Origin of the sequence: Streptomyces sp. LUP30 (assembly GCF_001746365.1) — a bacterium.
In the GTDB taxonomy this organism is placed as follows: Bacteria; Actinomycetota; Actinomycetes; order Streptomycetales; family Streptomycetaceae; genus Streptomyces.
The window spans coordinates 58,088-79,462 of sequence record NZ_MJAJ01000042.1 but is presented as its reverse complement, the minus strand read 5'-3'; the positions used below and the strand labels follow the sequence as shown (position 1 = coordinate 79,462).

The 21,375-nt window shown below is 72.8% G+C and carries 18 protein-coding genes; 14 read left to right on the top strand and 4 right to left on the bottom strand.

What is annotated here, in order from left to right; all coding sequences use genetic code 11:
• Positions 1 to 417: methionine adenosyltransferase domain-containing protein (locus tag BG482_RS28660; RefSeq protein WP_256096499.1), on the top strand; the 417-nt coding region annotated here is incomplete at its 5' end.
• 255 nt (positions 418 to 672) lie between these two features.
• The gene (locus BG482_RS28655; RefSeq protein WP_069772055.1) at positions 673 to 2,835 is read left to right on the top strand and encodes a primosomal protein N'; all 2,163 of its coding nucleotides are present in this window, start codon (positions 673 to 675) and stop codon (positions 2,833 to 2,835) included.
• A 211-nt stretch (positions 2,836 to 3,046) separates the two neighbouring features.
• Here BG482_RS28655 and BG482_RS28650 read toward each other — a convergent pair whose 3' ends face one another.
• Positions 3,047 to 3,622, bottom strand: a complete 576-nt coding sequence (locus BG482_RS28650) for a hypothetical protein (protein ID WP_069772054.1) — start codon at positions 3,620 to 3,622, stop codon at positions 3,047 to 3,049.
• A gap of 268 nt (positions 3,623 to 3,890) precedes the next feature.
• Here BG482_RS28650 and fmt point away from each other — a divergent pair, with 268 nt between their 5' ends.
• Entirely contained in the window at positions 3,891 to 4,823 is a 933-nt protein-coding gene (gene fmt, locus BG482_RS28645; RefSeq protein ID WP_069772053.1) for a methionyl-tRNA formyltransferase, read from the top strand.
• Positions 4,824 to 4,926: 103 nt separating this feature from the next.
• Positions 4,927 to 6,354: an RsmB/NOP family class I SAM-dependent RNA methyltransferase gene (locus tag BG482_RS28640; RefSeq protein ID WP_069772052.1), complete on the top strand. Its 1,428-nt coding sequence runs from the start codon at positions 4,927 to 4,929 to the stop codon at positions 6,352 to 6,354.
• Between the two features lie 147 nt (positions 6,355 to 6,501).
• Here the strand turns inward: BG482_RS28640 and argG are convergent, their stop codons facing one another.
• Both argG and BG482_RS28630 read right to left on the bottom strand, forming a co-directional pair.
• Positions 6,502 to 7,956, bottom strand: coding sequence for an argininosuccinate synthase (gene argG, locus BG482_RS28635; protein WP_069772051.1), 1,455 nt, complete (start codon positions 7,954 to 7,956; stop codon positions 6,502 to 6,504).
• A gap of 27 nt (positions 7,957 to 7,983) precedes the next feature.
• The gene (locus tag BG482_RS28630; RefSeq protein WP_069772050.1) at positions 7,984 to 10,134 is read right to left on the bottom strand and encodes an MMPL family transporter; all 2,151 of its coding nucleotides are present in this window, start codon (positions 10,132 to 10,134) and stop codon (positions 7,984 to 7,986) included.
• A 161-nt stretch (positions 10,135 to 10,295) separates the two neighbouring features.
• Here BG482_RS28630 and rpe point away from each other — a divergent pair, with 161 nt between their 5' ends.
• The 6 genes from rpe to BG482_RS28600 all read left to right on the top strand — a co-directional run bounded on the left by rpe (position 10,296) and on the right by BG482_RS28600 (position 16,408).
• Positions 10,296 to 10,982, top strand: coding sequence for a ribulose-phosphate 3-epimerase (gene rpe / locus BG482_RS28625; RefSeq protein ID WP_069772049.1), 687 nt, complete (start codon positions 10,296 to 10,298; stop codon positions 10,980 to 10,982).
• Positions 10,983 to 11,072: 90 nt separating this feature from the next.
• Complete coding sequence (locus tag BG482_RS28620) at positions 11,073 to 12,116, top strand: sugar-binding transcriptional regulator (protein WP_069772048.1); 1,044 nt, start codon at positions 11,073 to 11,075, stop codon at positions 12,114 to 12,116.
• A gap of 130 nt (positions 12,117 to 12,246) precedes the next feature.
• Entirely contained in the window at positions 12,247 to 12,552 is a 306-nt protein-coding gene (locus tag BG482_RS28615; protein ID WP_069772047.1) for a barstar family protein, read from the top strand.
• A gap of 131 nt (positions 12,553 to 12,683) precedes the next feature.
• On the top strand, positions 12,684 to 14,126 hold the full coding sequence (locus tag BG482_RS28610) for a GuaB1 family IMP dehydrogenase-related protein (protein ID WP_069772061.1): 1,443 nt from the start codon (positions 12,684 to 12,686) through the stop codon (positions 14,124 to 14,126).
• A 343-nt stretch (positions 14,127 to 14,469) separates the two neighbouring features.
• Positions 14,470 to 15,945, top strand: a complete 1,476-nt coding sequence (locus BG482_RS28605; RefSeq protein ID WP_069772046.1) for an amino acid permease — start codon at positions 14,470 to 14,472, stop codon at positions 15,943 to 15,945.
• Between the two features lie 10 nt (positions 15,946 to 15,955).
• A complete protein-coding gene (locus BG482_RS28600) occupies positions 15,956 to 16,408 on the top strand; it encodes an Lrp/AsnC family transcriptional regulator (protein WP_055638498.1) in 453 nt (150 codons plus the stop codon).
• Between the two features lie 57 nt (positions 16,409 to 16,465).
• Here BG482_RS28600 and BG482_RS28595 read toward each other — a convergent pair whose 3' ends face one another.
• A complete protein-coding gene (locus tag BG482_RS28595) occupies positions 16,466 to 17,206 on the bottom strand; it encodes a GntR family transcriptional regulator (protein WP_069772045.1) in 741 nt (246 codons plus the stop codon).
• A gap of 211 nt (positions 17,207 to 17,417) precedes the next feature.
• On the opposite strand from BG482_RS28595, the gene BG482_RS28590 reads away from it, so the two are divergent.
• The 4 genes from BG482_RS28590 to BG482_RS28575 are packed head-to-tail and all read left to right on the top strand — an operon-like array spanning position 17,418 to position 21,360.
• Positions 17,418 to 18,578: an ABC transporter substrate-binding protein gene (locus BG482_RS28590; RefSeq protein WP_069772044.1), complete on the top strand. Its 1,161-nt coding sequence runs from the start codon at positions 17,418 to 17,420 to the stop codon at positions 18,576 to 18,578.
• Positions 18,575 to 19,471 (top strand): ABC transporter permease subunit, encoded by an 897-nt coding sequence (locus BG482_RS28585; protein ID WP_069772043.1) that lies wholly within the window; start codon positions 18,575 to 18,577, stop codon positions 19,469 to 19,471. The genes BG482_RS28590 and BG482_RS28585 overlap by 4 nt, the downstream gene beginning before the upstream one ends.
• Complete coding sequence (locus BG482_RS28580) at positions 19,459 to 20,271, top strand: ABC transporter permease (protein ID WP_069772042.1); 813 nt, start codon at positions 19,459 to 19,461, stop codon at positions 20,269 to 20,271. Before BG482_RS28585 ends, BG482_RS28580 begins: the two co-directional genes overlap by 13 nt.
• A 3-nt stretch (positions 20,272 to 20,274) precedes the next feature.
• Positions 20,275 to 21,360, top strand: coding sequence for an ABC transporter ATP-binding protein (locus BG482_RS28575; protein ID WP_069772041.1), 1,086 nt, complete (start codon positions 20,275 to 20,277; stop codon positions 21,358 to 21,360).
• Positions 21,361 to 21,375 lie beyond the last annotated feature (15 nt).

Genomic DNA, 21,375 nt, shown 5'->3' with positions numbered 1-21,375 from the left:
GCCACGGTGGGGATCGATCCGACGGTCAGTCTGCCCCGTATCTCCCCGGTGGCCGCCGCCACCTCCGCACGGGCCCGCTCGGCCGCCTACGCGATGCGCTGGGTGGCGAAGAACGTGGTCGCGGCGGGTCTCGCGGCCCGCTGCGAGGTCCAGGTCGCCTACGCGATCGGCAAGGCCGAGCCGGTCGGTCTGTTCATCGAGACCTTCGGCACCGCCAAGATCGACGCCGAGAAGATCGAGAAGGCCATCGACGAGGTCTTCGACCTCCGCCCGGCCGCGATCATCCGCGACCTCGACCTGCTGCGCCCGATCTACGCCCAGACCGCCGCTTACGGCCACTTCGGCCGTGAGCTGCCCGACTTCACCTGGGAACGCACGGACCGCGTGGACGCGCTGCGCAAGGCCGCAGGCCTGTAGGACCGCGCCACCCCGGGCCGTCGCCGGCCCGGCAGTGCATGACGTCGGCTCCCGAGACCCGGTGACGGTTTCGGGAGCCGACGTCGTCATGCGTGCACTGCGGCGCGGCACGCCGGCGCCTCGGGGTACGGGGCACGGGGTGCGACCGTCCGTCGGCTCCGCGGCACTCGGGCGGCCCGCGGACGGCGCCGGGAGCTGCCGAGGGGCGAGGCGCGCACGCGACCGATGTCAGTGGCGTTTGGTAAGAATGCAGGCGTGAGCAGCGAGAACGGGCAGGGGGGCGGTGGGGTGGCCGGGGAGGGCGCCCCACCGGAGCAGCTCGCGCTCATCCGGGAGAGCGTGCGGCAGGCCAAGACACCCAGGGCGAAGCCCCGGACCTGGCGGGGAGCCGCGCTGGCCGAGGAACTGCCGGTCGCGCGGGTCCTCGTCGACAAGGGCGTCCTGCATCTGGACCGCTATTTCGACTACGCCGTCCCGGCCGAGCTGGACGCGGACGCACAGCCCGGCGTGCGGGTCCGGGTGCGGTTCGGGGCCGGGCGGGGCCGGGTGCGCGACGGGCGGCGCGAGGGAGGCGGGCTCATCGACGGGTTCCTCGTCGAGCGGCTCGCAGCGTCGGACTACTCGGGGCCGCTCGCGGTGCTCGCCCAGGTGGTGTCGCCCGAGCCGGTGCTCGGCCCCGAGCTCCTGGGCCTGGCACGGGCCGTCGCCGACCGCTACGCGGGCAGCCTCGCGGACGTGCTGCAGCTGGCCGTGCCTCCGCGTAACGCCCGGGCCGAACAGCGGCCCTCGCCCGCGCCTCTGCCGCCGCCTCAGGCGCCGCAGACCGGCACCTGGGCCCGGTACGAGCGGGGGGGCGCGTTCCTGGAGTCGTTGGCGTCCGGCGGCGCGCCGCGGGCCGTGTGGAACGCGCTGCCCGGGCCCGAGTGGAGCGAGGAGCTGGCGCGGGCCGTCGCCGCCACGCTCGCCTCGGGGCGCGGGGCGCTGGTCGTCGTACCGGACGGACGGGCCGCCGCCCGGGTCGACGCGGCGCTGACGATGTTGCTGGGGGAGGGGCGGCACGCGCTGCTCACCGCGGACGCCGGACCCGAGAAGCGCTACCGGGAGTGGCTGGCGGTGCGACGCGGGTCCGTGCGCGCGGTCGTCGGAACGCGCGCCGCGATGTTCGCGCCGGTCCAGGATCTCGGACTGGTCGCGCTCTGGGACGATGGGGACGACAGCCACAGCGAGCAGCACGCTCCGCAGCCTCATGCCCGGGAGGTGCTGCTGCTGCGGGCCGCGCAGGACAAGTGCGGTTTCCTGCTGGGGGGGTGGAGCTGCACGGTGGAGGGCGCCCAACTCGTCGAGAGCGGGTGGGCTCGACCGCTGGTCTCCGGTCGGGAGCTGGTGCGGCGGGCCGCTCCTCTGGTGCGGACCGTGGGGGACCAGGACCTTGCGCGGGACGAGGCCGCCCGGGCCGCCCGGCTGCCCACCCTCGCCTGGCAGGCGGTCCGCGAGGGGCTGCGCCACGGGCCGGTGCTGGTCCAGGTGCCACGGCGCGGGTACGTCCCCCGGATGGCGTGCGCGCAGTGCCGGGCCGCGGCCCGCTGCCGGCACTGCTCCGGACCGCTGGAGGCACGCGACGGGGACGCGGGGGGTGCGCTGTGGTGCGCGTGGTGCGGGCGCGAGGAGAGCGCCTGGCACTGCCCTGAGTGCGGCTCGTTCCGGTTGCGGGCCCAGATCGTGGGGGCGCGACGGACCGCCGAGGAGCTGGGCCGGGCGTTTCCCGCCGTGCCGGTGCGCACATCAGGGCGTGAGCAGGTGCTGGACACGGTGTCGGCGGCGCCCGCACTCGTCGTGTCCACGCCCGGCGCCGAACCGGTCGCCGAGGGCGGGTATGCGGCCGCGCTGCTGCTGGACGGCTGGGCCATGCTCGGACGTCCCGACCTGCGGGCCGGGGAGGACGCCCTGCGTCGCTGGATCGCCGCCGCCGCGCTGGTGCGCCCGCAGGAGGCCGGGGGGACCGTGGTCGTCGTCGCCGAGCCGACCCTGCGGCCCGTGCAGGCGTTGGTGCGGTGGGACCCCGTGGGGCACGCGGTGCGCGAGCTCGCCGAGCGGGCCGAACTGGGCTTTCCGCCGGTGTCGCGGATGGCGTCGGTCTCGGGGACCGCGGAGGCGGTGAGCGCATTTCTGGGGGCGGTCGAACTTCCCCGGGAGGCGGAGCTGCTGGGACCGGTCCCGATCCAGGCCACCCCCGCCGGCCGGCCCCGACGGCCGGGGGCGCCGCCGCCGGGGGAGCAGTGGGAGCGCGCACTGATCCGGGTGCCGCCGGGCCGGGGTGCGGCTCTGGCCGCCGCGTTGAAGGCGGCCCAGGCGGCCCGAATGGCCCGTGGTGGCGAGGAAGTGGTGCGGGTGAGGATCGATCCACCGGACATCGGGTGAGCCTGCGGCGCCGCGGGCCTGCTGTTCCCGTCCCGTCCCGTCCCGTCCCGTCCCGTTCCGTCCGTCCTGGCCGTCCGCCGGTCGGTCTGAGGGATGGGGCGGGGCCGGAGTGGTGTCAGGCGTGTGGGTGCCGGTGGGAGACATGCGGCTGCCCTCCCGGGGGTGGCCGAGAGGGCAGAGGGCAGATGGGGGGGGTGATCGGGGTGGGGCCTCAGCCGTTGCGGGGGCCGGGGAAGCCGGTCGGCCTCACCTCGTCGCGCAAGGCCGGGCTGCCGGCCGTCGGCTGGGTCGGCATGGAGCGGGCGGCCGGCACAGTGGGGACCGTCGGGAAGCCCGTGTTCACGCTGAGCGTGCGGGCGGCGGCCGGCTCCGTCGGCCGCTCGGCCTCGGCTGTGGCCGTGGCGGTTCCTGAGCCCGTGGCCGTGGCGGTCTGTGCGGTGGCGCGGCGGGCGCCGTAGCGGCGGTGGACCGCCTGCTTGGTGACCCCGAGCGCGGAGCCCACCGCGTCCCAGGAGAAGCCGAGTGAACGGTCGAAGTCCACGGCCGCCGTGACCAGCGTCTCGACGCTGTCGCGCAGTTCCTGGGCGAGGCGGACGGTGGGGGCGGGGGCGCGTCCGTAGACGACGAAGCCCGTGGAGGGGCCGGAACGGCGCGGGCGGTAGACGTTGCCCAGCTGGGCGGTGAGCGTGCGCAGCGCGTCCACCTGCCGGCGGACCCGCTCGATGTCCCGCACCAGCAAGTGCAGGCTGGCCCGGGCCTGGGCGTCGTGGGTTGCATGGTCGGCCATGAACAAGCCTCTCGAACCGGCGTTGAAGAAGGTGTGGTCAACTCTTTCTTGACAACGCGGGTTCGCTCCGCTGGTCACGGTGTGGGGGCGTATGGGCATATGCGTACGCCCCTGGGACAGGGTGCGCGCGGCTCCTCCTGCGCGGGGCTCCCGCCGTCGGCGGGAGCCGGTCCGTACGTCGGTGAGAAGCCGTCCGCGACGGCTGTGGCAGTGGTCATAAACTTGTGTGTTGCCCGCCGTCCGTCCCTCCGAGAGGCACCGCCCACTCATGAAGCTCGTCTTCGCCGGCACCCCCGAGGTCGCCGTTCCCGCTCTGGACGCTCTGATCGCCTCCGGGAGGCACGAGGTGGCCGCCGTCGTCACCCGCCCGGACGCGCCGGCCGGCCGGGGGCGCAGGCTGGTCGCCTCTCCCGTCGCCCAGCGGGCCGAGGAGGCCGGCATCGAGGTGCTGAGGCCCGCCAGACCCCGGGACCCGGAGTTCCTGGAGCGGCTGAGGGAGATCGCGCCGGACTGCTGTCCCGTCGTCGCCTACGGGGCGCTGCTGCCGAGGGTGGCGCTCGACATCCCGGCGCACGGCTGGGTCAACCTGCACTTCTCGCTGCTGCCCGCCTGGCGCGGGGCCGCTCCCGTGCAGCACTCCATCATGGCGGGCGACGAGATCACCGGCGCCTCCACCTTCCTCATCGAGGAAGGGCTCGACTCGGGGCCGGTGTACGGGACGGTCACCGAGGAGATCCGGCCCACCGACACCAGCGGCGACCTGCTCACCCGGCTGGCGTTCGCCGGCAGCGGGCTGCTCGCCGCGACGATGGACGGCATCGAGGACGGGGCCCTGAAGGCCGTGCCGCAGCCGGGGGAGGGGATCACCCTCGCGCCGAAGATCACCGTCGAGGACGCCCGGGTCGACTGGGCCACGCCGGCCCTGCGCGTCGACCGCGTCGTACGCGGCTGCACCCCGGCCCCGGGGGCGTGGACCACGTTCCGCGGCGAGCGCCTCAAGCTTATCCAGGTCCGGCCCGTCGCCGAGCGGACCGATCTCGCGCCGGGCGCCCTGTCCGTCGGCAAGAACAGCGTCCACGTCGGCACGGGCTCGTACGCGGTCGAGCTGGTGTGGGTGCAGGCCCAGGGCAAGAAGCCGATGCGGGCCGCCGACTGGGCGCGGGGCGTCCGGATCGGGGACGGCGAGACCGTCGGGGCGTAACGCTCCTGCACAGGCGGCCCCGACCCGGCCCCTCGAGCCGTCCCGCGCGCCCGTCGACGTACGCTGGACGCGTCTTCCCTCCTGAAATCCGGAGCACCTTTTCGTGAGCGAACAGCCCCAGCGTCCCCGCAAGTCGGGCAAGCCCTACCGTCGGCCCCAGAAGGACCCCGTCCGCCTCCTCGCCTTCGAGGCGCTGCGGGCCGTGGACGAGCGGGACGCGTACGCCAACCTCGTGCTGCCGCCGCTGCTGCGCAAGGCGCGCGAGAAGGAGGGGCCCGACAAGTTCGACGGGCGGGACGCGGCCCTCGCCACCGAGCTGGTCTACGGAACGCTGCGCCGGCAGGGGACGTACGACGCCGTCATCGCCGCGTGCGTCGACCGGCCCCTGCGCGAGGTCGATCCGCCGGTTCTCGACGTGCTCAGCCTCGGTGCGCACCAGTTGCTGGGGACGCGCATCCCGACCCACGCCGCCGTGTCCGCCTCCGTCGACCTCGCCCGGGTGGTGCTCGGCGACGGGCGCGCCAAGTTCGTCAACGCCGTGCTGCGCAAGATCGCCCAGCACGATCTGGACGAGTGGATCGAGAAGGTCGCCCCGCCGTACGACGACGACCCCGAGGACCACCTCGCGGTCGTGCACTCGCACCCGCGCTGGGTCGTCTCCGCGCTCTGGGACTCGCTCGGCGGCGGCCGGGCCGGCATCGAGGACCTGCTGGAGGCCGACAACGAACGGCCCGAGGTGACGCTGGTCGCCCGGCCGGGACGGGCCACGACCGAGGAACTGCTCCGGGAGGAGGCCGCGGTCGCCGGGCGCTGGTCGCCGTACGCCGTCCGGCTCACCGAGGGCGGGGAGCCCGGCGCCATCGACGCCGTCCGGGACGGCCGTGCGGGCGTCCAGGACGAGGGCAGCCAGCTCGTGGCGCTCGCGCTGGCCAACGCGCCGCTCGACGGGCCGGACACGAAGTGGCTCGACGGATGCGCGGGTCCGGGTGGCAAGGCCGCACTGCTCGCCGCCCTCGCAGCCGAGCGCGGAGCCGTCCTGCTGGCCTCGGAGAAGCAGCCGCACCGGGCGGGCCTCGTCGCCAGGGCGCTGGCCGGGAACCCCGGGCCCTACCAGGTCATCGCCGCCGACGGGACGCGGCCGCCGTGGCGGCCGGGCTCCTTCGACCGGGTGCTGATGGACGTGCCGTGCACCGGGCTCGGCGCCCTGCGCCGACGTCCCGAGGCGCGCTGGCGGCGCCGGCCGGAGGACCTCGACGGGTTCGGGCCGCTGCAGCGCGGGCTGCTGCGGACGGCCGTCGAGTCCGTCCGGGTCGGGGGCGTCGTCGGGTACGCCACCTGCTCGCCGCACCTCGCCGAGACCAGGGCCGTCGTCTCCGACGTCCTGAAGCAGTACCCGCAGGCCGAGCTGATCGACGCGCGGCCGCTGCTGCCGGGCGTGCCGGCACTGGGCGACGGCCCGGACGTCCAGCTGTGGCCGCATGTGCACGGGACCGACGCCATGTACCTGGCGTTGATCAGGAAGACCGGCTGAGGCCCCGGCGGGGTTCCGCGCCGGACCACGTGGAAGGCCGGCCGCACGCGAACAGCGTGCGGCCGGCCTTCCACGTGAGTGCTCCAGGCGCAACGGACGCCCCGCTCTCGCGGGCGGGTCGCCCCGCGCGGGTCAGTCCGTGCCGGGTCAGTCCGTGCCGAACTCCATCGCGGCGCGGTCCAGCAGTGCGTCGTCCTCGGAGACCTCGCCGCGCGAGGCGATGGCCTCGGCGCCGCCCCCGGGCATCTCCGGCATGGTGCCGATCAGCCCGGTCGCGGCCGCCTGGGCAGCGCCGATGACGGGGCTGCCGGTGCCGATCAGCCCGAGCACGGCGTACTGCTCCAGCTTGGCGCGCGAGTCGGCGATGTCGAGGTTGCGCATGGTGAGCTGGCCGATCCGGTCCACCGGACCGAACGCGGAGTCCTCGGTGCGCTCCATGGAGAGCTTGTCCGGGTGGTAGCTGAACGCGGGGCCGGCGGTGTCGAGGATCGAGTAGTCCTCGCCGCGCCGCAGCCGCAGGGTGACCTCACCGGTCACGGCCGCGCCGACCCAGCGCTGCAGCGACTCCCGGATCATCAGCGCCTGCGGGTCCAGCCAGCGCCCCTCGTACATGAGGCGGCCCAGCCTGCGGCCCTCGTTGTGGTACTGGGCGACGGTGTCCTCGTTGTGGATGGCGTTGACCAGGCGCTCGTAGGCCGCGTGCAGCAGGGCCATGCCGGGCGCCTCGTAGATGCCGCGGCTCTTGGCCTCGATGATGCGGTTCTCGATCTGGTCGGACATGCCCAGGCCGTGCCGGCCGCCGATCGCGTTGGCCTCCATCACCAGGTCGACGGGGGAGGCGAACTCCTTGCCGTTGACCGTCACCGGGCGGCCCTGGTCGAAGCCGATCGTCACGTCCTCGGCGGCGATGTCGACCTCGGGGTCCCAGAACCGCACGCCCATGATGGGCTCGACCGTCTCGACGCCGGTGTCCAGGTGCTCCAGGGTCTTGGCCTCGTGGGTGGCGCCCCAGATGTTGGCGTCGGTGGAGTACGCCTTCTCGGTGCTGTCCCGGTAGGGCAGGTCGTGGGCGACGAGCCACTCCGACATCTCCTTGCGCCCGCCGAGCTCGGTCACGAAGTCCGCGTCCAGCCAGGGCTTGTAGATGCGCAGGTGCGGGTTGGCGAGCAGACCGTAGCGGTAGAACCGCTCGATGTCGTTGCCCTTGAACGTCGAGCCGTCGCCCCAGATCTGGACGTCGTCCTCGAGCATCGCCCGGACCAGGAGGGTGCCGGTGACGGCACGGCCCAGCGGCGTGGTGTTGAAGTAGGCGCGCCCGCCCGAGCGGATGTGGAACGCCCCGCAGGTGAGCGCGGCCAGGCCCTCCTCGACCAGCGCGGCGCGGCAGTCGACCAGGCGCGCGATCTCGGCGCCGTAGGCCTTGGCGCGGCCGGGCACCGAGGCGATGTCGGGCTCGTCGTACTGGCCGATGTCGGCGGTGTAGGTGCACGGGACGGCGCCCTTGTCACGCATCCACGCGACCGCGACCGAGGTGTCGAGCCCGCCGGAGAAGGCGATGCCGACGCGCTCGCCGGCGGGAAGGGAGGTGAGGACCTTGGACATAGGAAGATTATGCATGAACTCGCATGGTCATGCAAAGGGCTGTTTCTGTTCCTCCGGCGGCGACGGCGGTCGTGGCCCGCCGGCGTCCTCCTCCCGGGACCGCCGGTGCGGCCACCACACCCTCGGTCCGACGTCCAGGAACAGGGAGGTGACCAGGATCGAGCGCACGATGAAGGTGTCCAGGAGGACGCCGAGGGCCACCGTGAACCCGATCTCCGCGAAGCCGACCATGGGCAGCGTGCCGAGGGCCGCGAAGGTGCCGGCCAGGACCAGACCGGCCGAGGTGATGACCGCGCCGGTGGCCGCCAGGCCCGTCACCACCCCCTGCCGGGTGCCCTGGTGGGCGGCCTCCTCGCGGATCCGGGTGGTCAGGAAGATGTTGTAGTCGATGCCCAGGGCCACCAGGAAGACGAAGACGAACAGCGGGAAGTCGGTGGACTCGCCCGCGTAGTCGAAGACATGGCGGAACGCCAGCGCGCTGATGCCCAGGGCCGCCGCGAAGGACAGGATGACGGTGCCCACCAGCAGCAGCGGCGCGATCAGGGCGCGCAGCAGGCCGCAGAGGATCAGCAGGACCACGGCCAGGACCAGCGGGATGATCAGGAGGTTGTCGTGCGTGGTCGCCGCGTCCATGTCCAGCAGGGCCGCCGTGCCGCCGCCCACCCTGGCGTCGGCGTCGGGCACCGCGTGCACGGCGTCCCGCACCCGCTCCACGGTCCGCTTCGCGGCGTCGCTGTCCGACGGGGCGATCGTCGTCGCCTCGAACAGCACCTTGCCGTCGTGCACGGGCTCAGTGCCCGGTGGCACGCGCAGGGACGTCGGCACGACCCCTTCGGCGGTGGCCACCGCCCGGCTCACCTGCCGGGCCTGTGCCTGGTCGGACACGATGACGAGCGGATCGCCGCTGCCCGCAGGGAAGTAGCGCTCCGACACCTCCTGGCCCGTGATCGAGTCCGGTTTGCCGGTGAAGGCGTCCGCGTTGGAGATGCCCGCGGCGCGCAGCTGGAACAGGCCCAGGGAGCAGACCGCCAGGACGAGCGTCGTCACGGCCCAGATCATGCGCGGACGGCCGGCGATGCCCCGGCCGGTGCGGGCCCAGAGGCCGTGCCCGGTCGGGTCGGCCGAGCCGGAGTGCGGGATCACCGGCCAGAAGATCCAGCGGCCGAAGATCACCAGCAGCGCGGGGAAGAGCGTCGTCATCGCGAGCAGCGCCACCGCCACGCCGATGGCCGCCACCGGGCCCAGGCCGGCGGTGGAGTTCATCTCGGCGACGGTCAGGACGAGCATGCTCAGGACGACCGTGGCGCCCGAGGCCAGTACGGCCGGGCCCGCCCGGTGCAGCGCGCGGGCCATCGCCTCGTGCCGGTCGTCGTGACGGCGCAGCTCCTCCCGGTAGCGCGCGACCAGCAGCAGGGCGTAGTCCGTGCCCGCGCCGAACACCAGCACGGTCAGAATGCCGGCGCTCTGACCGTTCACCGTCAGACCGGCGTGCTGCGCCAGGAAGTAGATCAGCGCCTGCGCGGTGAACAGGGCGGCGACCACGCCGAGCACCGGGACGAGCAGAAGCGTCGGGCTGCGGTAGGTGATCAGGAGCATGACCACGACCACGCCCATCGCCGACAGCAGCAGGGTGGAGTCGATGCCGTCGAACGCCTTGGAGAAGTCCGCCGAGGTGCCGCCGGGCCCGGTGATGTGCACGGCGAGCCCGGCGCCGCCGTCGCCGACGACGTGCCGGATCGAGTCGACGGCCGGCACGATGCGCTTCCAGCCCTTCGCGTCCATGGTGATCGGCACGTAGATCTGGGCGGCGCGGGGGGCGTTCGGGCGGTCGTAGACGGGGCCGCGGGTCTCGGCGCCCCGGATGCCGTGGGCGGTGAGCTGCCGGAGACCGGCGGCGTCCTCGGTGATCCGGGCCCGGTCCCTCGCCGTCAGGCCGCCGTCGCGGGCGTAGACGACGACCGCGGGGATCTGTTCGGGCCTGAAGTCCTGTGAGATCCCCAGGACCTGCGTGGACTCGGCCGAACCGGGCAGCCAGGAGGCCGCGTCGTTGTCCTGGGCGTCGGAGAGCTTCGAGGCGAAGGGCGCCGTCAGAAACAGCACCACCACCCACAACGCCAGCACCAGCCACTTCGCCCGCCGCCCGCAGACCAGGTGTGCGACTCCCCGCCGCTGCGTCATGGCCGCCTCCCGGGCCGGTCCGTCGGCCCCCGGCGCGACCGCGTTCCCCGGGGGGTGCGCGTCACCGCGCGATCGGCCGCGGCCGGTCCGCGGACGACGAACCGCGTTCGCCCCGTCGGACCGGTGCTCGCAACCCCCGCAGGGCATGGCAGGCTTGGGTCATGGCCGTGCAGATCAACCCCAGCATCCTGTCCGCCGACTTCGCCCGCCTCGCGGACGAGGCGAGGGCGGTCGAAGGAGCCGACTGGCTCCACGTCGACGTCATGGACAACCATTTCGTCCCGAACCTCACGCTCGGTGTGCCGGTCGTAGAGTCACTGGCCCGTGCGACGGACACCCCGCTGGACTGCCATCTGATGATCGAGGCCCCCGATCGCTGGGCCCCGCAGTACGTCGAGGCGGGCGCCTCGTCCGTCACCTTCCACGTCGAGGCGGCCGCCGCGCCCGTGCGGCTCGCCCGCGAGATCCGGGCGAAGGGCGCCCGTGCCTCCATGGCGCTTCGGCCCGCCACGCCGATCGAGCCGTACGAGGACCTGCTGCCCGAACTGGACATGCTGCTGATCATGACGGTCGAACCGGGCTTCGGCGGCCAGGCCTTCCTCGACATCATGCTCCCCAAGATCCGTCGCACCCGCGAGTTGATCAGCAAGCACGGCCTCGACCTGTGGCTGCAGATCGACGGCGGGGTCTCGGCCGAGACGATCGAGCGGTGCGCCGAGGCGGGCGCGGATGTGTTCGTGGCAGGCTCGGCCGTGTACGGGGCCGACGACCCGGCCGAGGCGGTCCGTGGCCTGCGGGCTCAGGCGCAGGCCGCGACCGCCGGCGCCACCTGGGGTTGTGAACACTGAACCGACCACTTACCGACAGGAATGTGAACGGCTCCCATCAGAGCTGATCAACTGCGCCGGATCTGCGAGGATGAACGGCGTATCCAGAGTGTGAACAGCAGTGAGGAGATCGCCGTGTCGGGTATGTCGGCGGGCCGGTCAGCCATGCGGATGGGACCCGCTGAGCTGGTGCAGGCGGCGGCCATGGCCCGCCGCTTCTACCTCGAGGGCAAATCCAAGATCCAGATCGCCGAGGAGTTCGGCGTCAGCCGCTTCAAGGTGGCCCGGGTCCTGGAGACCGCCCTCGAACGGGATCTCGTACGGATCGAGATCCGCGTGCCGGCCGAACTGGACGCCGAGCGCTCCGACGCGCTCCGCGCCAGGTACGGGCTCAGGCACGCCGTCGTGGTCGAGTCCCCGGCCGAGGCCGAGGAGACGACGGACCCCGAGAACCTGGGGGAAGTGGCCGCCGACCTGCTCGGCGAACTGGTCGACGAGGGGGATGTACTGGGACTGGCCTGGGGCCGGTCCACGATTCACATGGCGGCGGCGCTGGACCGGCTGCCGCCGTGCACCGTCGTGCAGCTGACCGGTGTGTACGACGCCGGGACCGCCGAGCGCGGCTCCGTCGAGGCGGTGCGCCGCGCCGCCCAGGTGTCCGGCGGCGACGCGCACCCCATCTACGCGCCGATGCTGCTGCCGGACGCGGCCACCGCGATAGCGCTGCGCCACCAGACCGGCATCGCCCGGGCCTTCGACTACTTCGACAAGGTCACGGTCGCCTGTGTCTCCATCGGCTCCTGGGAGCCGGGCATCTCGACGGTGTACGACATGCTCAGCGACGAGGAGCGGGGTCACTACGCCTCGCTCGGTGTCGCCGCCGAGATGTCCGCCCACCTCTTCGACGCCGAGGGCCGCAGGGTGGGGCGCGACCTGGGCGAGCGGTGCATCACGGTCAAGGCCGACCAGTTGCGCCGGATCCCCGAGGTCGTCGCGATCGCGGGCGGCCAGCGCAAGGCGGCCGCGATCGACGCGGTGCTGCGGTCCGGGCTCGTCACCAGCCTGGTGACGGACACGTCCGCGGCCGACTATCTGATGACGGCCGGGCCGACGCCCAAGCCCGCCCTCAACCGGTCGGACCCCGACGGGATCTGACCGAGCGGACGGGATCCCGTCGGGTCCCACCGGACCCGACGGGCTGCGGGGGGATGATCAGAGAGAGGGGGGCCGGTCTTCGGACGGCCCCCCTCCGCCGTGACCACGACTCGCTCAGGACGGTGCCTGGATGACGGAGCACATGCTCGAACTGGACCTCGACGGCGTCACGGACAAGGCGGCCCTGATGGACCGCTGCGTTCGCCACCTCGAACTGCCCGACCGGTTCGGCCGCAACTGGGACGCCCTGGCCGACAGCCTCACCGGCCTGCCCGACGGACCCGAGTCCGGGCCGGTGCTCGTCGTCGTGCGGAACTGGCGGCAGTACGCCAAGTCCCGGCCGGAGGAGTGGGAGATCGCCCAGGAGGTGTTCTCCTCCGCCGTGGACCGGGCACCCGCACTCTCCGTGGTGCTCGCTCTCGGAGGATCCTCCTAGCGCCCCTGTGAGCTGCTTGGACGTTCCGTCCGGGCATCGCATCCCGGCCTTCGTGGGAGAATGAAGTACGTGCTTCTCCCCCTGGCTGACCTGTCCGGGGGTCACCTCTGATCGACTGGGATGTGCAGCACGTGCGTTTCCTCAACGACATCCAGCCCGCCTACGACCTCACCTACGACGATGTGTTCATGGTGCCGAGCCGCAGCGCGGTCGGGTCGCGTCAGGCCGTGGACCTCAGCGCCCCGGACGGCACGGGCACCACGATCCCGCTGGTCGTCGCCAACATGACCGCCGTCGCCGGACGCCGGATGGCCGAGACCATGGCCCGCCGCGGCGGACTCGTGGTGATCCCGCAGGACATTCCGATCGACGTCGTCACCGACGTCGTCACCTGGGTCAAGAGCCGCCACCTGGTGCTGGACACCCCCATCGTGCTCGCCCCGCACCAGACCGTGGCCGACGCCCTGGCCCTGCTGCCCAAGCGCGCGCACAACGCCGGCGTCGTCGTCGACGAGGACTTCCGCCCGGTCGGCGTGGTCACCGACGCGGACCTCAGCGGCGTCGACCGCTTCACGCAGCTCGAGGTCGTCATGTCCCGTGACCTGCTGCTGCTCGACGCCGGGATCGACCCGCGCGAGGCCTTCAACACCCTCGACGCGGCCAACCGCCGCTACGCCCCCGCCGTCGACGCCGAGGGGCGCCTCGCCGGCATCCTCACCCGCAAGGGCGCCCTGCGCGCCACGCTGTACACCCCGGCCGTCGACGCGCAGGGCAAGCTGCGCATCGCCGCGGCCGTCGGCATCAACGGCGACGTCGCGGGCAAGGCCAAGCAGCTGCTCGACGCCGGTGTGGACACCCTCGTCATCGACACCGCGCACGGCCACCAGGAGTCGATGATCAGCGCGATCCGCACCGTGCGCGCCCTCGACCCCCGGGTGCCGATCGTGGCCGGCAACATCGTCTCCGCCGAGGGCGTCAGGGACCTGATCGAGGCGGGCGCCGACATCATCAAGGTCGGCGTCGGCCCCGGCGCCATGTGCACCACCCGCATGATGACCGGCGTGGGCAGGCCGCAGTTCTCGGCCGTTCTGGAGTGCGCGGCCGAGGCCAGGAAGCACGGCAAGCACGTGTGGGCCGACGGCGGTGTCCGCCACCCCCGTGACGTCGCCATGGCGCTCGCCGCGGGCGCGTCCAACGTGATGGTCGGGTCCTGGTTCTCGGGCACCTTCGAGTCCCCGGGCGACCTCCAGCACGACGCCAACGGCCGCCCGTACAAGGAGTCGTTCGGCATGGCCTCGGCGCGGGCCGTGCGCAACCGCACCTCCGAGGAGTCCTCCTACGACCGTGCCCGCAAGGCGCTGTTCGAGGAGGGCATCTCCACCTCCCGCATGTTCCTCGACCCTGCCCGCCCGGGCGTCGAGGACCTGGTCGACTCGATCATCGCGGGTGTGCGTTCGTCCTGCACGTACGCGGGCGCGGCCTCCCTGGAGGAGTTCGCCGAGAAGGCCGTCGTGGGCGTCCAGAGCGCGGCCGGCTACGCCGAGGGGAAGCCGCTGCACGCCAGCTGGAGCTAGGGCCCCTCGTTCGGATCGGGCCGCCCGCCCCGCCGCACGGCCCCCGGGAGAACAGGGGGCCGTGCGCCCGGCGCGGCCGCTGCCGCGAGGCTCATGGAGTTCACCCGACCGGGGCGCGCGCAACGCCCGTCACCGCCCGCGCAACGAACACCCGCCGTGCCGTGATGAACGCAATGATCATGCGGGCACGCGCAAGGTTGCTGCATTACAGCGGCAACGTCCGGGCTCGTAGGGTTACGCGCTGTACGTAGCGTGGCGGGGACCCCGCTCGGCGGGTCCCTGATCGCACAGGTGCGCCGCCGGTCCCCACCGCGCCGAGAGGCAGCGACGAAGGAGTCAGCGCGTGCTCGACCAAGGCGCACCCCCGCACCAGAGCAGTCGGACCGTCCCCGCGTCCCCGGGGCCGTTCGCGCGCCTCATGCGGCGCAAGCCCGTGGAACGCCTGGTCGCCGAGGGCGGCCAGGGTGAGGGCGGATCCCTGCGCCGCTCGCTCGGACTCTGGCAGCTCACCATGATCAGCATCGGCGCCACGCTCGGCACCGGCATCTTCGTCGTCCTCGGCGAGGCCGTCCCCAAGGCCGGGCCGGCCGTCACCCTGTCCTTCGTGATCGCCGGTGTCACGGCGCTCTTCTCGGCGCTCTCCTACGCGGAGCTGGCCGGCACGATCCCGGTCGCGGGATCCTCGTACTCGTATGCGTACGCGACGATGGGCGAGCTGATCGCCTGGATCTGCGGCTGGTGTCTGGTCCTGGAGTACGGCGTCTCGGTGGCCGCCGTCGCCGTCGGCTGGGGCGAGTACCTCAACGAGCTGCTCGACGGGACCATCGGGGTCACCATCCCGGACGCGCTGTCGGCGCCGCCCGGCGACGGGGGCGTCTTCAACCTGCCCGCCCTCATCGTCGTCCTGCTGGCGATGGCCTTCCTGCTGGGCGGCGCCCGCGAGTCGGCGCGCGCCAACACGATCATGGTGGCCGTGAAGATCGCCGCGCTGGTGCTGTTCTGCGCCATCGGCGTCCAGGGCTTCCGCTCCGGCAACTACGAGAACTTCATGCCGCTGGGCATGGCGGGCGTCAGCGCGGCCGGGGCGACCCTGTTCTTCTCGTACATCGGTTTCGACGCAGCCTCCACCGCCGGTGAAGAGGCGAAGAACGCGCAGCGCGATCTGCCGCGGGCCATCATGCTGTCGCTGGTCGTCGTCACCGCGCTGTACGTGCTCGTCGCGGCTGTCGCCGTCGGCGCCAAGCCGTGGCAGCGGTTCGGGGACTCCGAGGCCGCGCTCGCCCAGATCATGCGCGAGGTGACCGGGCAGTCCTTCTGGGGAACCCTCCTGGCCTTCTGCGCGGTCATCGCCATCGCGAGCGTCGTCCTGACCGTGCTGTACGGCCAGACCCGCATCCTCTTCGCGATGTCCCGGGACGGCCTGGTGCCCCCGGTGTTCTCCAAGGTCCACCCGAAGACCGGCACGCCGCGCGCCAACACGGTCATCGTGTCCCTCTTCTGCGGTGTCCTGGCCGCCGCGATCCCGTTGGGCCAGCTGGCGGACGCCACCAGCATCGGCACGCTGTTCGCGTTCGGGCTGGTCAACATCGCCGTCGTGGTGCTGCGCCGGACCCGTCCCGAGATGCCCCGCACCTTCCGCGTGCCGCTCTCCCCGGTCCTGCCGGGCGTGGGCTTCGCCCTCTGCGTGTGGATGATGGGCAGCCTGTCGGCCGTCACCTGGGTGGTCTTCGGAGTCTGGATGGCGGTCGGGCTCGTGTTCTACTTCCTCTACGGCCACCGCCGCTCCCGACTCGCGTCACCCGCACCATCTGAGAAGTGATCGACCCACTGTGCTGAACGATCTCGACGAACGCATCGTGCACGCCCTCGCCGAGGACGCCCGCCGCTCCTACGCGGACATCGGGCACCTGGTCGGCCTGTCCGCGCCCGCCGTGAAACGGCGCGTGGACCGGCTGCGGGCCACCGGAGCCATCACCGGCTTCACCGTACGGGTCGACCCGGCGGCCCTCGGCTGGGAGACCGAGGGGTTCGTCGAGATCTACTGCCGGCGCAACACCTCCCCCGAGACCATCCAGCGGGGCCTGGAGCGCTACCAGGAGGTCGTGGCGGCGTCCACCGTCACCGGTGAGGCGGACGCCGTCGCCCAGGTCTTCGCCGCGGACATGCGCCACTTCGAACGCGTCCTGGAACGGATCGCGGGGGAGCCCTTCGTGGAACGCACGAAGTCGGTCCTGGTGCTGTCCCCGCTCCTGCGCCGCTTCTCCTCGGGCTCGCCCACCTGAGCGGAGTCACCCGCCCCCGCCCGTGCGCCCCGCGGCCGGCCCGGGCCGGCCGACGTCCTACTCGGCCGTCTTCCGGGCCAGCGCGTTGTTCCCTATCGAGTTGTGCACGCTGAAGCTGACCGCGTCGGAGCGGTAGCGGTCGTCCGACCACTCCACCGGGCGGCCCTCGTGGGTCGTGGTCACCCGGCGGACGCGCAGCAGGGGGCTCGTACGGCGTACGCCGAGCAGCCCGGCGTCCTGGGCGCCCGCGGCCACCGCGTCGATGACGTGCTCGCCGTAGGCGAAGACGAGGCCGCTGTCGTCGAGGAGGCGCTGGGTCACCGAGGGGCAGTCCGGCTCGATCGACTCGACGGCCGGGGAGATCCAGTCCGCGTACACGGTCCGCTCCAGGAGCACCGGCTCACCGTCCAGACCGCGCAGCCGCAGCACGTGCAACACCGGTGTCCCCTCACGGAGTTGGAGGCGTACGGCGTCCTCCGCGCCGGCCGGGCGGTAGTCCTGCCGGACGACCCGGCCGGTCGCCCGCCGTCCCATCGCGCGCGCCCACTGGGCGAAGCTGCGCAGCTCGGCGAAGCTCTGGCTGCGACGGCTCGCCAGGACCACGCGGCGGGCTCCCTGGCGGGAGCCGATGAGCCCCTCGGCGGTCAGCGCCGCGACGGCCTGGCGGACCGTGCCGCGCGAGACGCCGTACCGGGCGGCCAGGTCGGTCTCTGCGGGCAGTCGCGCGCCGACCGCGTACTCCTCGCGATCGATCGCCCGGCGCAGCTCGTCGGCGATCTCCTCGTGTCGCGCGGCCATGATTCCCCTCTGTGTCGACTGCTGTGCACACTCTGACCAGCGTAGTCCACCCCGGGCGCCGTTCGGCGACGACCACAACTGTGCGGGAAACAGGGGCTCAGGGTTTCGCCAGTGTTCACGAAGGGGACATCGACGGCGTGCGTACTGGGGCCAACTTGTTCAGACAAGTAATCCCCGCCTCCTGCATTCCAGCGCGTCCCCTGGAGAAGCCGTGACCGTGCCCCTGCCGAGAACCGCCGTTCGTGGCGGCGCCCTCGCCGCCGTCGCCGTACTCGCCCTGAGCGCCTGTGGCGCCGCCCCCGACACCGGTACCGCGGCCGCCGCCGACGGCAAGAACGCCGCCACCGCCGCGTCCGCCGCCGACTTCGGCGGCCTCGACGCCCTGGTGAAGGCGGCCAGGAAGGAAGGCACGCTGAACGCCATCGCGCTGCCCCGCGACTGGGCGAACTACGGCGCCCTGATCGACGGCTTCGAGAAGAAGTACGGCGTCAAGGTCGCGGTCGAGAACCCCGACGCCGCCAGCCAGGACGAGATCAACGCCGTCACCTCGCGCAAGGGCCAGGACCGCGCACCCGACGTCCTCGACCTCGGCAGCTCCTTCGCGCTGAGCGCCGCCCAGCAGGGCCTGCTCGCGCCGTACAAGGTGGCCTCGTACGCCTCCGTCCCCGAGGGGCAGAAGGACGCGCAGGCCCGCTGGTACAACGACTACGGCGGCTACATCTCCATAGGCTGCGACGCCAAGCGCGTGAAGGTCTGTCCGACGACCTTCGCGGACCTGCTCAAGCCGCAGTACAAGGGCCAGGTCGCCCTCAACGGCAACCCCACCAAGTCGGGTTCCGCCTTCGGCGGCGTCTATGCCGCCTCCCTCGCGAGCGGTGGCTCCTTCGACGACATCCAGCCCGGTCTCGACTTCTTCGCCAAGCTGAAGAAGAACGGCAACTACACGCCCGTCGAGTCGACGCCGGCCACCGTCGAGAAGGGCGAGACGCCCATCAGCATCGACTGGGACTACCTCAACGCCGGATACGCCGACGAGTTCGGCTCCAAGGGCGTCGACTGGAAGGTGGCGGTGCCCCGCGACGGCCAGTTCTCCCAGTACTACTCCCAGGCGATCAACAAGGACGCCCCGCACCCGGCGGCCGCCCGCCTGTGGCAGGAGTACCTCTACAGCGCCGAGGGCCAGAACCTGTGGCTCAAGGGCTACGCGCGACCGGTCCTGATGACCGCCATGGAGAAGGCCGGCACCCTCGACAAGACGGCCGCGGCCAAGCTGCCCGAGGTCTCCGGCACGCCCTCCTTCCCGACCGAGGCCCAGCAGAGCAAGGCCAAGACGGTCCTCGGGCAGGGCTGGGCCAAGGCCGTCTCCGGATGACCTCCACCGCCGTACGGGTCGACACGGCGCCCGCCGCCGGGCTCCAGCGGCGGCGCCGGTCCCTGGGCTGGCTCGCCGTCGTCCCGCTGCTCGCCTTCACCGCGCTCGCCTTCGGGCTGCCCGCCATGGCCATGCTCGACGGCGCGTTCACGGTCAAGGACCCGGCCACCGGCGCCACCTCGTACACGGCCGGCAACCTGACCGCCTCGCTGCGCGGCGCGTATCTGACGGCCCTGCTCGGCAGCGTGAAGCTGTCGGCCGTCTCCGCGGGACTGGGAGCGCTGCTCGGGCTGCCGCTGGCCCAGGCCGTGGTGACCTCGCGCCACCGCGCACTGCGCGAGGCCGTGCTCACCGCGTCCGGCGTGCTGGCCAACTTCGGCGGCGTCCCGCTCGCGTTCGCCTTCGTCGCCACGCTCGGCAACGCCGGTGTGCTGACCCGGCAGTTCGGCCTCACCGACCAGGGCTGGGACCTGTACAGCTTCTGGGGGCTGGTGATCGTCTACCTGTACTTCCTGATCCCGCTGATGGTGCTCACCATCACCCCCGCGCTGGAGGGGCTGCGCCCCCAGTGGCGCGAGGCGGCGCAGAACAACGGCGCGACCTCCGCCCAGTACTGGCGGCACGTCGCCCTGCCCGTCCTGCTGCCCTCGCTGCTCGGCGGCCTGGTGCTCCTCTTCGGCAGCGCCTTCGCCGCGTACGCCACCGCGGCCGCCATGGTGGGCAGCTCCATCCCGCTGGTCACCCTCCAGATCGCCGACGCCCTCTCGGGCAACGTGCTCGTCGGCCAGGAGAACGTGGCCCTCGCCCTCAGCCTCGACATGGTTCTGGTCGCGGGCCTGGTCATGGCGGTGTACCTGCCCCTGCAACGACGGAGCGCGCGATGGCTCGCCTGAACCCGTGGCGGTGGGCGGTCCTCGGCCTCGCCGGACTGTACTTCCTGGTGCCGCTCGCCGCGTCGGTCGTCTTCACCGTCGACGTGCCCGGACAGGGCGTCACCCTCGACGCCTACACGCAGATCTTCTCCACCGACGGCTTCGGCTCCAGTCTGCTGCTCTCGCTGGAACTGGCCGTCGCCACCATCGCCGTCGTCCTGTTGCTGATGGTGCCCGCCATGGTGGCGCTGCGGCTGGGCTCGCCCCGGCTGCGGCCGGTCGTCGAGGTGGTGTGCTCGCTGCCGCTGGTCGTCCCGCCGATCGCGTTCGTCGCGGGCATCGGGACGGTCCTGAAGTGGGGACCCGAACAGCTGTCGCGCACCCCGCTGTTCCAGACCTTCGTGGCCATCCAGAACCCCGGCTTCCCCGTGGTCCTCGTCCTGGCCTACGTCGTCATGGCCCTGCCGTTCGTGTACCGGGCCCTGGACGCGGGACTGCGCTCCGTCGACGTGGGCACCCTCGTCGAGGCCGCCCGCAGCTGTGGGGCGGGCTGGCCGCAGGCGCTGTTCCGGGCCGTCCTGCCCAACCTGCGCGGCGCGCTGCTCAACGCCTCCTTCCTCACCCTCGCCCTGGTGCTCGGCGAGTTCACCGTGGCGCAGCTGCTCGGCTTCCAGCCGTTCGCCGTCTGGATCGTGAACGTCAGCGGTTCGCAGGCCCAGCTGTCCGTCGCCGTGTCCGTGCTCAGCCTGCTCGTGACCTGGGCGCTCCTCCTCGTCCTCGCCGGTTTCGGCGGGCGCACCCGTCCTACTCCCCGGGGATGAACCATGACCGTGCTCGACAACACAGCGACGACGCCGCAGCCGGCGACGAAGGCGGCGACCGTCGAATTCCGCCGCCTGCGCCGCGCGTTCGGGCCGACCGTCGCGCTCGACGGCCTCGACCTCACCGTCCGGCCGGGTGAGCTCCTCGCCCTGCTCGGCCCCTCCGGCTGCGGCAAGACGACCGCGCTGCGGATGCTCGCCGGGTTCGAACACCCCGACTCCGGCGAGGTGCTGGTGGACGGCGAGGACGTCACCCGGGTCCCGGCCCACCGCCGGGACGCCGGGATGGTCTTCCAGTCGTACAGCCTCTTCCCGCATCTCGACGCGCTCGACAACGTGGCCTTCGGGCTGCGCATGCGCAAGGTGCGCACCGCCCGACGGCGTTCTCGGGCAGCCGAGTTGCTGGACCTGGTGGGCCTCGCCGACAAGGGCGCGCGCTTCCCCCACCAGCTCTCCGGCGGTCAGCAGCAGCGGGTCGCCCTGGCCCGCGCCCTCGCCCTGCGCCCACGCGTGCTGCTCCTGGACGAGCCGCTCTCCGCGCTCGACGCGAAGGTGCGGCTGACCCTGCGCGAGGAGATCCGTCGGCTGCAGCAGGAGCTCGGCATCACCACGCTGTTCGTCACCCACGATCAGGAAGAGGCCCTGTCCATGGCGGACCGGGTCGCCGTCATGCACGCCGGACGGCTCGAACAGTGCGCCGCTCCGGCCGAGTTGTACGGCCGGCCCGCGACGGCCTTCGTCGCGGAGTTCGTGGGCACGACGAGCCGGATCCCGGGACACCTCGACGCCGGGACCGTCGACGTGCTCGGCCGCCGGCTGCCCGTCGACGGCAGGATCCCCGCGGCGACCGAGGTGGACGTCCTGGTGCGGCCGGAGGCCGTACGGGTGCGGGCCGCGGACGGCGGGGACGCGCGCGTGGTGGCCACCTCCTTCCTGGGCGCGGCCGTCCGGGTCACGGTCCGGCTCGCCGACGGCGCCGAGGTCAAGGCCGACCTGCCCGCGCACGAGGCCGCCGCCCTCACCGCGGGCGCCGCGGTGGACGTGTCGCTGCCCGACCGCCCGGTGCTCGTCACCGAACGCACTTCCTGATCCCCCCACCGAAAG